The organism is Bacillus sp. FSL R5-0422 (assembly GCF_038610765.1).
GTDB lineage: Bacteria > Bacillota > Bacilli > Bacillales > Bacillaceae > Bacillus > Bacillus pumilus_O.
Genome location: NZ_CP152014.1, coordinates 3,340,499 through 3,353,515, shown reverse-complemented (window position 1 = coordinate 3,353,515; position 13,017 = coordinate 3,340,499). Strand labels below are relative to the sequence as shown.

Below are 13,017 nucleotides of genomic sequence, written 5' to 3'. Positions count from 1 at the left end.
AAGGTGATCGGTTTGAAACTATTTTTGGGCGCCATTCAGTGGATGGCATTTTTTATCGCAGCTTCTATTGCTGTACCAATTGCGATTGCACAAGCATTTGAATTGAACCAAGTGCAGTCAGCGGAGCTGATTCAAAGTACATTCTTTTCACTTGGTCTTGTGGCGATGGTGCAATGTTTATGTGGCCATATGCTACCGATCAATGAAAGTCCAGCGGGGCTTTGGTGGGGTGTGTATACCCTTTATGCAGGTATGACAGGAACCATCTTTGCGACGTATCCTGAAACCCTGCAAGCCTTACAAGGAGCTTTAATTTTTAGTGCTGCTTTCTTTTTTATTTTTAGTTTATTTAAAATCATTAATTGGCTCGCGTCGTTATTTACGCCAGTCGTCACAGGTATTTATTTGCTGCTATTAGTTGTCCAGTTAAGTCAGCCGATTATGAAAGGGCTGATGGGCATCGGCTATCGGGGAAATCAGGTGGACGGACTAGTCTTTTGCTTGTCGATCTTAATTATTGTCCTGACCTTCATGATCAGCCGCTCAAAATGGCATTACTTAAGGCAGTTTTCTGTGTTGTTTGCCCTTGCAGGAGGCTGGTTGTTATTCGCTCTACTCGGGCTGGCAAAGCCGGTTCGAATTCCAGAAAAAATCATCGAGTTTCCGAAGCTGTTCCCATTCGGAACGCCAGTCTTTGACAGCGGATTGCTTGTCACGTCCTTTTTCATTACGATATTACTCATTGTGAACATGCTGGCAAGTATTCGAATTGTGGAAAGTTCAGTGAAGGCATTTGGTGAACTGCGTGAGCGGAAGAGAGCTCGTCCGGCTGGTTTTGTCGCAGCATTTGGTCACTTACTGAGTGGATTGATCGGAGCGATTGCGCCTGTACCTATTTCCGGGGCAGCAGGATTTATCCAGACAACGAAAATTCCATCGAGAAAGCCTTTTTTCATAGGAAGTTTGCTCATTGTACTCATTAGTTTATTCCCACTGCTCATGAGCTTTTTCTCCGCATTGCCATCACCTGTGGGGCTTGCTGTAAACTTTGTGGTATTCTCCTCAATGATTGGAATTGCGATGTCTGAGTTCGATCAGTATGAAAAAGAAGAAATTCCGCGGATTCGCTTTGTCTTAGGAATTGCCGTTTTAGCAGGTGTAGGGGCGATGTTTGTACCACAGGGAGCCTTGAAAGGCATGCATCCTGTACTTATTTCATTATTAAGCAATGGACTTGTACTAGGTACACTCATTGCGATCGTGGTCGATCAAGTTCTGTTACGAAAGAAAAAGAAATCCGACAATCTCGTGTCAACGTAAAGGGAAAGTTGAATATCCTCTGTCACCCGCGCTATGATAAAAGATAATTGACGAGATAAGGAGAATGACGAATGAAACTATTTTTCATTTTAGGTGCGATGAATGCGATGTTAGCTGTTGGACTCGGAGCCTTCGGTGCGCACGGTCTTGAAGGGAAAATTCCTGAAAAGTATATAGAGATTTGGAACAAAGGGGTTCAATATCAAATGTTCCATGCGATAGGACTATTTATTGTCGCTTTTCTTGCAGATAAGCTGTCAGGTGTTTCTCTAGTTCCGACCGCTGGCTGGGTCATGCTTGCAGGCATCCTTTTCTTCTCAGGCAGCCTTTATGTCCTAGCATTGACTCAGGTGAAGATTCTAGGTGCCATTACCCCAATTGGTGGGTTGGCATTTATCGCTTCTTGGATCTTGCTTGTCATTGCAGCAGCAAAAAATTTATAAGCCAAAAAACCGATGCTCTGAGAGGGGCATCGGTTTTTTCTTAATTCCAGTAAGGAGCGTAATTCGGTGGTGCTTGATAATATGGGATGTAGTGAGATGGAGGGACAGGGTTCGTTTGTACTTCCTCTTCTCTGTGGCAAAATGGCCCGATAAAAGCACTTGGCTTCACAGGCTGAATCGCCTGTTTCCACTGTGTTTCGTTCATGCAATACGTATGTGCCATGATGTGAGCAGGGGTAAGGGTGAGAAGGTCTGAGCCTAGGATCACTTCTGGCGTAGATGCGTTAAAAATGGCTAACAAATGAGTTCTGTCTTGAAGGGCAACTTCGTAGTGCCACCAGCCTTGAGGTACGTTTGCCACCTGTCCAGGGTTGATGGTATAGGTGTGCAGTTTTTTTGTAAATGGATTCAGCATCGAGACGGCAGCAGAACCGGCTATACAATAAACAAGCTCTGCGGCATTTTGATGATAATGAGGCTCTACGACTTTGCTTTTACTCAAATATATATCCAGCAGCGATACTTGATCCAACGAATTTAATTGTTTTTTCCCTAAAACGTTAATCAGGTTATGCTGATCGTATTTCACAAGTGGGCTTTGATTCAGATCGTATGAATATTTCACATTTGGCGATGTATAATCTAGCTCAACAGTCATGAATGTCACCTCTAGGCGTTTGATAAAAACTACTAGGCATCTTATGAGCAGTGCTCTAGAGGTGTGACAAAAACCTACTCAAAAGAAAAAAGCAAGGGCACCTGCTCCTTGCTTTTTATGTGGCGTTATCTACCTTGGAGAATACGTGGACATAGAGTATGGATAGTCGTATTGAATTTCCCCATCAAACGTAATGTAATCAAGATAGATCGTTAATAGTAAGTATCGTGTTCCCGTCTTGTTATCGCTAATAATAATGTGGTCACGTCCTGCAGCTTCAATGACGCCTCTGAAAATCTTCGAGTTCCACTCCTTACTTGCCTCAAACGTCATATAAATCGTGGCTACCTTGCCGCGGTTCAATCGTAAAATATTTTCAATATAGGACTGTTCGATTGGCAGCTGACCAGTGACATTCTGCTGATAAATGGGTCCAGAAGGAATTTGATACGGCTGCCCGCTGCTCTGCATGCCCTGCCCCCCTTGTGAAGAACCAGTAGACGGCATTGGTGAAAATCCCTGCTGCATTTGTCCTTGCATTTGACCCTGCGTTTGGGGAGGGACTGAATAACCCATCTGCTGCGCAGGATACGGATTTGCTCCATATTGTTGCTGGCGAAAATCTTGACCTTCGAAACCCGAACCTTGCCCAAATTGATTTTTCAATTTCATAACGTTCCTCCTCTTTCCTCATGGTGTTCTAAACAGAAGGCGCTTAAGCACCTGTTGTTTCCATAGCATTCTTTCTCTCTTTCACACTATGAGACAGGTGGGCAGAATATGTACACTGAACGAAAAAAAGGAACTGCGGTGCAGTTCCTTAGGCGCGGGCAAACCCCCCGCATTCTTTGTCAAGTCTGTGCTTCGTTGCTTACGAATATGATATGAAATCTTCCTTACATCATCCAATTTACAGCGCGCTGGACATCAAATAAAAGAGTCATGATAAGAAAAAATACCGCAAGCGGTGTGATCACAATGAGAAAGGCTTGCCATAATCTGAGCTTCATCACAGCGACAATGCCTAAAACGGTCATTCCAAATATCCACGTCTTCGCATAAGCCTCAATCAATGTCAACAGATCGAGATAATACCATACCTCAAAGTGCTGATCTAAATAGGGTGAGATTTTGACAAACGTATACGGACCGAGCAATCTGATCGTAAAAATCCAACTGAGTGCAAATAAAGAGGAAGGGAAAAAGATTGTCAGCGTGCAGGCTTTGAGTACATCTAGATATGCCGTTTGACTGCCGAAAAAAAGACGCCCTAACCACTTTAGGATGAGTACACCGAAAAAAAGACCGAGATTGCCTGCTAGAATACCATATCCCGCACCTTGTAACAGAATAAAAGGGAATGGAATATGATTGCCCATATAATCGCTAAAATACCCTTCGTAGACCCAGCCTGTACCAGCGATACTTGCAAGGAGCATCATCAGCCAAATGGGAATAGAGGAATGTTGATATGAGCGAATAATCGTTTTTGTTGCGACGAAAATTTTGAAAAATCGAAAAAAACCTTTTGCTTCCTCTTCTTGGGAGTGATCATTCTTCATAGCTTCCAATGTTCTTTACTCCTTTAATACACACAAATGATTACTTATATTACCAAAAAGTTCGCGTTTTTCAAAGTTAGATCAATAAAAAAATACAATTTTATAAAAAATAGGTCACTCTACAGTCTCTTTAAGAGGAGACACATATGATAACCATAGTTTGAAAGAGACCGAGGTGAAAACTTTGACAAAAGTAACTGTCATTATGACGAGCTACAACAAGGCGGCTTACGTCGGCAGATCGATTGAAGCGATTTTGCAGCAGACGCTGTCAGACTTTGAACTATTTATCATGGACGATGGTTCAAACGAAAAAACCCTTGCTGTAATTGAGCCCTTTCGCAAAGATCCCCGTGTTCATTTTATCCAAAGCGGTGTCAAATCGCTGGAGGAGAGAACAGCGAAAACCCGATACGCCGTCCTCATTAATCAAGCTTTAGAACTAGCAAAGGGGGAGTATATTTCCTATGCCACAGATGACAATGTCTATACCCCGGACCGTTTAGAGAAACTCACACATTATCTAGATGCTCGTCCAGGTGAAGATATTGTCTATTCTGCTTCAAAAGTAATCTATTTAAATAGCAAAAAAGAGCCAGTTAAGGAAACGATTCGACCTGCGCAAGCGGTGCAATGGAATGCACCTTGTGCCATAGATCATTGCTCAGTCGTTCATCGTGCTTCTATTTTAACAAAAATCCATGCTGAATTTGGGTCTTACTGGGACGAGAGTCCGCATTTTTATCGAATAGGGGATGCTCGGTTCTTTTTTCGATTAAATCATTTTTATCCGTTCTATCCCTATGATGAAGTGTTAGATACAAATTACATCACAGAGCAGTCGATTCACTATCAGTTGGCGGAAGAAGAGAAAAGTGCTTTTATTCAAGCACTTCCTGAGCAGTCTACCTGCTGGGAGCTCCGCCACATATTAAAACAAAAACATGGGAGGTGACCTTAAGTGTCGCACTATATTCATCATTATTGGCAGGTGTACTTTGAGTTTGTAAATCTCATGAAGGATTTGTCCTATCGACAAATTCCCCTTGGATTGATCAGCAATTTCTATCAATATATCAGTCCTGAGGTAAGGGAACGTATGGAGGATGAGGCATTCGGTCAAGAATTGACAACCGATTGTCCGTTGCCGGAAGAAATTCAGCCATTTTATGATCAACATAAGCAGCAGATCAAGCGTATTGCGTATCATCCGGCGAATGGAAAGGTCTTGCTTCATTTTGAACATCTGCGTTTTACTGAACAAAATTACACGCGGTTCCATCCAAGTCAAACCGTGGTGCTTGCTCGCTGGAAGAAGGCAGACTATTTCGGTTTACCTGTCATCAGCAAGCCGGAATTAGCGGGAGAGGTTAATAAAGAAGCCCATGCTGAATATATTGAGAAAGCAAATGCTCTCCTTAAACCTTACGCAAAGCACCCCGTCTTTGGCGATGTCTTTTTTAGAGAAAAGCTTCGGAAGGACATTGTGCAATTTATTGATGTCATTGACCAGACAGAAGTGCTATTTCAGATGGAGCCAATTGCAGCCATTATCGTGGGGACAACGGAGGATGCATACAGCCGCGTACTTGCATTGCAAACTGTGAAACGCCAGCTCACGAGTATCTGTCTTCAGCACGGCGCGCTTATGGGAGACGAAGCCTTTTTACCGATTTTTACGACGTGCCACGGGGTGTTTGGAAAGTATGAAAAAGACTGGTATGTAGACAAAGGCTGTCAACCGGAACAGGTGGAGGTCACAGGTCATCCAAGGTTTGATTTGGTGAAGGATCGAACGCCGCTTCAGCAGGAACTCATCTTTCGTAAATTAAACTTCAATCCTGCTAAAAAGACCGTGCTTGTGGCAACGCAGCCGTTTTCAGAAGCTTTCTATGGTGATGTGCTTAAAACAATTGCAAAACGGAAAGACATTCAGTTGATCATGAAGCCGCATCCGTGGGAAATTGCCCGAAACCGATTAAATGAGTATGTGTCCATTGAACGCGCAGGAAATCATGTGAGACTGATTAAAAAAGAAATCGACTTGTATGACCTGCTGCCATATATGGATATGGTCATTACGCTTACATCAACCGTCGGTCTTGAAGCAATGCTTTTTGAAAAGAGTGTGCTGATCGGGAAAATGACAGAAGGCAGAAGATACCCTTATTACGAGTCGCTTGGCAGCTATCATATGGAAAACCCTGTTGAACTGGCTGAGAAAGCCATTCGTATTTTATCGGATGATCAAGAGATGAAGCTGGCAAAGCAGCAAGGAGCTAAGTTCATTAAACAACATTATCCGCATGCGCGATCGACCGATGTGCTGCTTTCTCTGCTTAAAACAAAAACAGGTGTAGATTTTCAGAGATGAAGATAGGGGTGTTCAAGCGATATGGAAAAAAAGAGAGAACAATTTCTTCCTTATGCCCTGCCGTTGATTGAGCAGGAAGAAATTGAGGAAGTCATTGGAACATTAAAATCCGGCTGGCTGTCAACCGGACCAAAAGTCAGACAGTTTGAAGAAGAGTTTCGGAAGCTGACTGGTGCAAAACATGCGATTGCTGTCAATTCATGTACAGCTGCTTTATTTTTAGCCTTAAAAGCTAGAGGGATTGGGAATGGGGATGAGGTGATTACAACGCCTCTGACATTTTGTGCAACAGCCAATACGATCATTCATACAGGGGCAGCTCCTGTTTTTGTCGATATTGACCCAGCGACACTCAACCTCGATGCAGAGAAACTAGAAGAGGCGATTACACCATATACAAAAGCCATTGTCCCTGTTCATTTTGCTGGCCAATCGTGCGATATGGACCGGATTCTAGCCATTGCTAAAAAGTACGATCTATTTGTGCTCGAGGATGCCGCTCACGCCCTGCATACGACGTATCACGGGCAGCCGATTGGAGCGATTGGAGATGCGACTGCCTTTAGTTTTTATGCGACGAAAAACATAGCGACCGGGGAAGGCGGCATGCTGACGACAAATGATGATGCACTAGCCGATCGAATTAGAAAACTAGCACTCCATGGGATGAGCAAGGGAGCATGGAATCGTTATGGAGAAAAAGGAACGTGGTACTACGAGGTCGAGGAACCTGGCTATAAGATGAATATGTTTGATGTGCAAGCATCGTTAGGACTTGTCCAGCTAAACCGTCTAGATGATATGCAAGCACGGAGAGAACTAATTGCGAAAGCGTACAATCAGGCATTTCAAAAAGAAACAGGGCTGATCCTACCGCCTGTCCATCAAGAGGGCAGACATGCATGGCATTTATATGTACTGCAAGTGGACCCGAAAGAAGCATTCATCACACGTGATGAGCTGATTGATCGGCTGCAGAAAGACTATAAGATCGGCACGAGTGTTCACTTTATCCCTGTTCATTTGCATCCATACTATCAACAAACCTATCATTATTCACCAGAGGATTTCCCTGAGTCACTCGCATACTACAAGCGGACCCTCTCACTGCCTCTTTACCCAAGTATGACAGATGAAGATGTGCAGGATGTCATCGCTGCGGTGCTGTCTATTTTAAAAGAACAGAAGGCATCTTCATGAAGGTCGTTCATGCAATAGACGATCAGGTGTTATCCGTTTGGCTTGAGAAATACGGTCAACAAATTGAACAAATGAAAGGCTTCAAACAGTTTGGTCTTGTCAGTGGCGCCCAGCTCAAAGCGGTGCTGTTATACGACTGGTCAAAATGGGAAAGCGGCATATTTGATCAGCATATTTTTCATGTGAAGTTTGCGGAAGCTGAGTCAGCACCTGCTTTTCAGGAATTGATGGAACGCTTCATCAATTGGATGAGATCAGAAAAATGCGATTTTTTCTTTTTACGTCTTGAAGCGGCAGATGTTGAAAAAAATCGCATCGTCCAAAGGCTGTCACATGTGTACTATGTGGGCGGTCTCACTCGTCTTGAAGCACCGCCTATTCACATGGAAATGCCATCAACAAGTGAAGATGTGGTCATCAGTCTGCCGGATGAAAAGGAATACGATGAGGCGGTGTCACTCGCTTATCAGGCTTTTGTGAAAAGCCGGTATGCACTTGATCCTTTTTTAGACCAGAATGCCGTCCAGCATTTCTTTCAAGAATGGATGAAAAATAATTTGCTCGGACGTGCAGATATCAATCTCGCAGCAAAGGTGAATGATGAAATCGTTGGTTTGATCCAAGGGTTGATAAAGGACGATGAGTTGGTGCTTGATTTACTTGCCATTAGACCAAATGCACAAGGGAAAGGACTCGGGAAAAAGCTGGTGATGGCAATGATGAAAGCCTCTTATGAGAGAGGGCACCGGTTTATGTCGGCCGGAACTCAGATGCATAACACAACCGCCATTCAGCTGTACGAAAAGCTGGGCTTTAGAACAAAAAATTCTTTTTTGTATTACCATGTATGGCCGAAAAAAGGAGAGAGGTAAGATGGCGCATTTCTACATTGGAGATCGCAAAGTGGGGGATGGTGCGCCTGTCTTTATCATTGCAGAGGCAGGCATTAACCATGATGGGAAGCTGGATCAGGCGCTTGCTTTAATTGATGTGGCAAAAGAAGCAGGTGCCGATGCAGTGAAGTTTCAAATGTTTCAAGCTGATCGGATGTATCAAAAGGAACCGGGTTTATACGAAACAGCCAAGGGAGAAGAGGTGTCCATTTTTTCCTTAGTCGAACAAATGGAGCTGCCGCCAGAATGGTTACCGGTGTTATTGTCACGCTGCGCGGAAAAAGGGCTGCTCTTTTTAAGCACAGTGTGTGACGAGGAATCTGCGGATTTATTAAATCAAACCGATCCGCCAGCTTTTAAACTGGCATCCTATGAGATCAATCATTTGCCTCTTTTACGTCACACAGCTTCTTTTCAAAAGCCCATCATTTTCTCAACTGCCGGCGCCACTATTGCAGATGTTCATGAAGCATATGAGGCGATTACAAGCGAGCAAAACGATCAGGTCGCCATCATGCATTGCGTGGCAAAGTATCCAGCACCTAGAGCTTTCACGAATCTTCGTGTGCTCCAAACCTTAGCCTCCGCTTTTCCTGAGGCGGTCATCGGCTTTTCTGATCATAGTGAACATCCTACTGAAGCTCCTGTTGCTGCTGTGAAACTTGGGGCAGCCATGATTGAAAAGCATTTTACAATAGATAAGACACTTCCTGGCGCCGATCACTCCTTTGCGCTCGATCCAGAAGAATTAAAGGAAATGGTTCAGCATATTCGAACGGCGGAAAAGAAGCGGAACCAATCAGAAACTGATGCTCATTCTGTGTCAGAGGATCTCCTTGGCAGTTCTTTTAAAACGACAACAGCCATTGAAGGGCAGATTCGTGAATTTGCGTATCGAGGGATTTTTACGACAAGAGGGATTGCAAGGGGCGAGACGTTGACCGAAGAAAATCTAGCCGTATTACGTCCAGGACAAAAAATCCAAGGTCTTCATCCGCGATACATGGAGATTTTACTGGGGGCAAAAGCTGTCAGAGACATTCCAGCCCATACAGGGATTTCGTGGAAAGATGTGCTCATGCAGGAGTCTGCAAATGATCAATGATGTGCTCTTTGTCATACAGGCTAGAATGGGCTCAACAAGACTGCCAAAAAAGGTGATGAAGCCGATCGGTGGTATGGCATTGATCGATTTTATCGTTGAACGGGTAAAGCAATCAGATCATTACAATCACAAAACGCAGAACCTCATGATCGCCACAACAGTCGAAGCAGAAGATGATCTATTGGCTCATTATTGTTTATCAAAGGGCTATAAGGTATTTCGTGGCAGTGAGATGGATGTATTGCAGCGATTCGCAAAGATAGCTCAACATTTTGAACCACAAATCATTGTACGTTTAACGGGAGATAATCCATTTATAGATCCAGCGCTTTTGTCGAAAATGCTTGAAGAACATAAACAGAAGAAGGCGGACTACACGTATACGACCGGAACACCACTCGGTATTTCCGGGGAAATGATCAACGCAACTATTTTACGTGAAATCGACAATTTTCCCCTTACGCAACCAGAGCGTGAGCATGTCACGCTGTATATCCGAAAGCACCCTGAGCAATTTCAACTGCAATTATTCACACCGCCCAAAGAACTCGCATATCCTGCTTATCGATTCACGATTGATACAGAAGAAGATTACGTATTTGCCACCCGTTTACTTGAAAAAGCCGGTGGGTCTAATGCGGTGCCTACAGCTGAACTCATCACCATTTGTGAACAGGATCCTGATATGGTTCGGTTGAATCAATTTGTGAAGCAGAAGGATGCTGAATGAACAAAAAAATCATGATTGTTGTGTACGGTGGTTTTTTAAGAGGAATGGGGCATGTCGTTAGAATGAAACGGCTGGCAAAGGAACTGATTCAAGAAGGAAACGACTTGTATTTCTATACAAATGAACAGATTTGTGTAGAAATGCTCTCGCATTCAGCGTGGCATGTTCATTTGGTGAAGGAATCAAATGTAATTTTTCAGATAGAGCAGGACATAAAAAAGATAAATCCTGATCTTCTGTTGATCGATGTCCTTGATTGTGAGCTTCAGTTCCTTCGATCGATCAAAGCATCCTCCAGTAATGCAAAATTGGTCTTATTTGAAGAGGAAAGAACAGAAGTTTGCCAGCTTGCTGATGCTGTTGTAAACGGCATTTATGGTGGACTGGATGAAAAGCACCTGCAAGTAAATGGCACGGACTACTTTTATGGAACACCTTATTTATTGTTAGATCACGAGATCAGCAAATTAAAAGACACATATGAGGTTCGCAAAGAATGTAAGAAAGTAGTGATCAGCCTTGGAGGCAGTGATCCTGAAGGGTTATTAACAAAGGCTGTATCAGCACTTCGCGAAGCCGGCCATTTACACATTCTAGCGGTTACAGGAAAAGCCTCTCGCATCGAAGAAAAAATCAAGGCTACACATATTCAATTCATTCGCCATACGGATCAATTATCTGCCCATCTTGCCGAAGCCGATCTAGCGATTGTTGCTGGTGGGATGACGTTATATGAGGCCGTTTGTATCGGGGTGCCTAGCATTGTCCTTTCACAAGTAGACCACCAAGCAGTAACAGCCACTCGTTTTGCACAAAAGGGAGCCTGCTATCATCTTGGGTTAGGCCGCCTTGTGGATGAAAAGGATATATGGCGTGCTGTTCGAAGGCTGTCCGGTAGCTATTTTCTCCGTAGGAGTATTCACCTCAATGGACGGTCACTCATTGATGGAAAAGGAACCGAACGAGTGAAAAACATTCTTATATACCTCATGAATCATCACCAAAAAGAACATAAGGATGTGTAGATGTGAAGGGAGTTATTTTAGCAGGAGGAAAGGGATCACGACTGGCACCCTTAACAAAGATTTTCAATAAACATTTATTGCCGGTTGGCCCATATCCGATGATTTATTGGTCATTGTTCAAATTGAAAGAAGCAGGAATTTTAGATGTCATGGTCATATCACAAGCAGAACAAATCCCGTTGTTTCAAAAACTGCTTGAAGGCGATCAGGAACTTGGGATGAACATCGTGTATCAAGTACAGCCTGAAGCTTCTGGAATTTCAGACGGTTTATCCTATGCAAAGCCATTTGTAGAAGGTGAAAAGTTTGTACTGATGCTTGGTGATAATGTATTTGAAGATTCGCTGAACCCTTTCGTTGACGCCTTTCAGCGGCAAGAAAACGGTGCGAAAGTTCTGTTGAAAGAAGTGACAGATCCAAAGCGATTTGGTATTGCAGAAATTGATGCCGTTCACCAACGAATAGTATCAATTGAGGAAAAACCGGAGCATCCGCGTTCATCCTACTGCGTCACGGGTATCTATTTTTATGATCAAGAAGTCTTTCAATATATTGAGAAAATCTCGCCATCAGATCGAGGCGAATTAGAGATTACAGATGTAAACAATCTCTATATCTCAAATAGTCAGCTGACCTATGATATGTTAAAAGGGTGGTGGATTGATGCAGGAACACATGAATCTCTCCACCAGGCATCAACGAAAATGTTTGAAACGATGAAGAAAAAAGAGGGATACGAATGACGAAGTCTTATTTAATTACAGGCGGAGCGGGATTTATTGGACTGAATTTTGTGAAGCTGCTGCTTCAGGAAACAGATGTCCGGCTCACTGTTTTTGACAAGTTAACATATGCCAGTCATCCAGAAGAGATGGATGAATTATTAAAGCTGTCTCATTTTCGTTTTATTCAAGGAGATATCACCCTTCAACATGAGCTGGATCAAGCGTTTGATGAAGTCTATGATGCTATCATTCATTTTGCAGCGGAATCCCATGTTGATCGCAGTATTGAATCGGCAGAGCCGTTTATTCAAACAAATGTGCTCGGCACTTATCGTATGCTGGAGGCAGTCTTAAAAGGAAAGGCGAAAAAGCTTATTCATATTTCAACAGACGAAGTATATGGAGATTTGGAGCTAGATGACCCAGCTTTCACAGAACAAACACCACTTTCACCGAATAATCCTTATTCTGCAAGCAAGGCAAGTTCAGACCTGCTTGTGAAATCTTATATCCACACTCACCAATTACCCGCAATGATCACAAGATGCAGCAACAACTACGGACCATATCAGCATGAAGAAAAATTAATACCGACGATTATTAGAAAAGCAATCAATGGAGAAAAGATCCCGATTTATGGGGACGGCCAGCAGATTCGCGATTGGCTGTATGTTGAGGATCATGCGAAAGCTGTAAAGCAGGTCCTTGAAAACGGAACAGCTGGGCAAGTGTACAATATCGGCGGTGGCAACGAGAAAACGAATCTTGATTTGACCAAGACCATTCTGACGCAGCTCGGGATCAGTCATGACCGTATTGCGTTTGTTGAAGACCGAAAAGGACATGACAGACGGTATGCGATTGACGCCAGTAAACTAAAAAGAGGGCTTGGCTGGACGCAGTTGACGTCATTTGAAGCAGGTATTGAAAAAACGATCAATTGGTATCGTACCAAATATGATCAGAGCGAAGAAGGGTGACG

14 protein-coding genes are annotated in these 13,017 nt (G+C 43.4%); 11 read left to right on the top strand and 3 right to left on the bottom strand.

Annotated elements, in window-relative coordinates; genetic code table 11:
* The first annotated feature begins 12 nt into the window (after positions 1–12).
* Positions 13–1,320, top strand: coding sequence for a purine/pyrimidine permease (locus tag MKX52_RS17205; protein ID WP_144458865.1), 1,308 nt, complete (start codon positions 13–15; stop codon positions 1,318–1,320).
* A 71-nt stretch (positions 1,321–1,391) separates the two neighbouring features.
* Positions 1,392–1,763, top strand: coding sequence for a DUF423 domain-containing protein (locus tag MKX52_RS17200; RefSeq protein WP_144469506.1), 372 nt, complete (start codon positions 1,392–1,394; stop codon positions 1,761–1,763).
* A gap of 40 nt (positions 1,764–1,803) precedes the next feature.
* Here MKX52_RS17200 and MKX52_RS17195 read toward each other — a convergent pair whose 3' ends face one another.
* The 3 genes from MKX52_RS17195 to MKX52_RS17185 form a co-directional block, all read right to left on the bottom strand.
* A complete protein-coding gene (locus MKX52_RS17195; protein WP_012011647.1) occupies positions 1,804–2,421 on the bottom strand; it encodes a cupin domain-containing protein in 618 nt (205 codons plus the stop codon).
* A gap of 129 nt (positions 2,422–2,550) precedes the next feature.
* On the bottom strand, positions 2,551–3,093 hold the full coding sequence (gerQ, locus tag MKX52_RS17190; RefSeq protein WP_012011646.1) for a spore coat protein GerQ: 543 nt from the start codon (positions 3,091–3,093) through the stop codon (positions 2,551–2,553).
* Between the two features lie 224 nt (positions 3,094–3,317).
* A complete protein-coding gene (locus tag MKX52_RS17185) occupies positions 3,318–3,992 on the bottom strand; it encodes a YIP1 family protein (RefSeq protein WP_342491111.1) in 675 nt (224 codons plus the stop codon).
* A 175-nt stretch (positions 3,993–4,167) separates the two neighbouring features.
* On the opposite strand from MKX52_RS17185, the gene MKX52_RS17180 reads away from it, so the two are divergent.
* The 9 genes from MKX52_RS17180 to rfbB are packed head-to-tail and all read left to right on the top strand — an operon-like array spanning position 4,168 to position 13,015.
* Positions 4,168–4,938, top strand: a complete 771-nt coding sequence (locus MKX52_RS17180; RefSeq protein WP_342491110.1) for a glycosyltransferase family 2 protein — start codon at positions 4,168–4,170, stop codon at positions 4,936–4,938.
* A gap of 6 nt (positions 4,939–4,944) precedes the next feature.
* Positions 4,945–6,357: a CDP-glycerol glycerophosphotransferase family protein gene (locus MKX52_RS17175; RefSeq protein WP_342491109.1), complete on the top strand. Its 1,413-nt coding sequence runs from the start codon at positions 4,945–4,947 to the stop codon at positions 6,355–6,357.
* A gap of 21 nt (positions 6,358–6,378) precedes the next feature.
* Entirely contained in the window at positions 6,379–7,557 is a 1,179-nt protein-coding gene (locus MKX52_RS17170) for a DegT/DnrJ/EryC1/StrS family aminotransferase (protein WP_251183751.1), read from the top strand.
* Complete coding sequence (locus MKX52_RS17165) at positions 7,554–8,429, top strand: GNAT family N-acetyltransferase (RefSeq protein WP_342491108.1); 876 nt, start codon at positions 7,554–7,556, stop codon at positions 8,427–8,429. Before MKX52_RS17170 ends, MKX52_RS17165 begins: the two co-directional genes overlap by 4 nt.
* Position 8,430: 1 nt before the next feature.
* A complete protein-coding gene (locus tag MKX52_RS17160; protein ID WP_342491107.1) occupies positions 8,431–9,555 on the top strand; it encodes an N-acetylneuraminate synthase family protein in 1,125 nt (374 codons plus the stop codon).
* Positions 9,545–10,285: a glycosyltransferase family protein gene (locus tag MKX52_RS17155; RefSeq protein ID WP_119125533.1), complete on the top strand. Its 741-nt coding sequence runs from the start codon at positions 9,545–9,547 to the stop codon at positions 10,283–10,285. Before MKX52_RS17160 ends, MKX52_RS17155 begins: the two co-directional genes overlap by 11 nt.
* On the top strand, positions 10,282–11,310 hold the full coding sequence (locus tag MKX52_RS17150) for a glycosyltransferase (protein WP_342491106.1): 1,029 nt from the start codon (positions 10,282–10,284) through the stop codon (positions 11,308–11,310). Before MKX52_RS17155 ends, MKX52_RS17150 begins: the two co-directional genes overlap by 4 nt.
* 2 nt (positions 11,311–11,312) lie before the next feature.
* The gene (locus MKX52_RS17145; protein ID WP_342491105.1) at positions 11,313–12,053 is read left to right on the top strand and encodes a sugar phosphate nucleotidyltransferase; all 741 of its coding nucleotides are present in this window, start codon (positions 11,313–11,315) and stop codon (positions 12,051–12,053) included.
* The gene (rfbB, locus tag MKX52_RS17140; protein ID WP_144473445.1) at positions 12,050–13,015 is read left to right on the top strand and encodes a dTDP-glucose 4,6-dehydratase; all 966 of its coding nucleotides are present in this window, start codon (positions 12,050–12,052) and stop codon (positions 13,013–13,015) included. Before MKX52_RS17145 ends, rfbB begins: the two co-directional genes overlap by 4 nt.
* Positions 13,016–13,017: the final 2 nt, after the last annotated feature.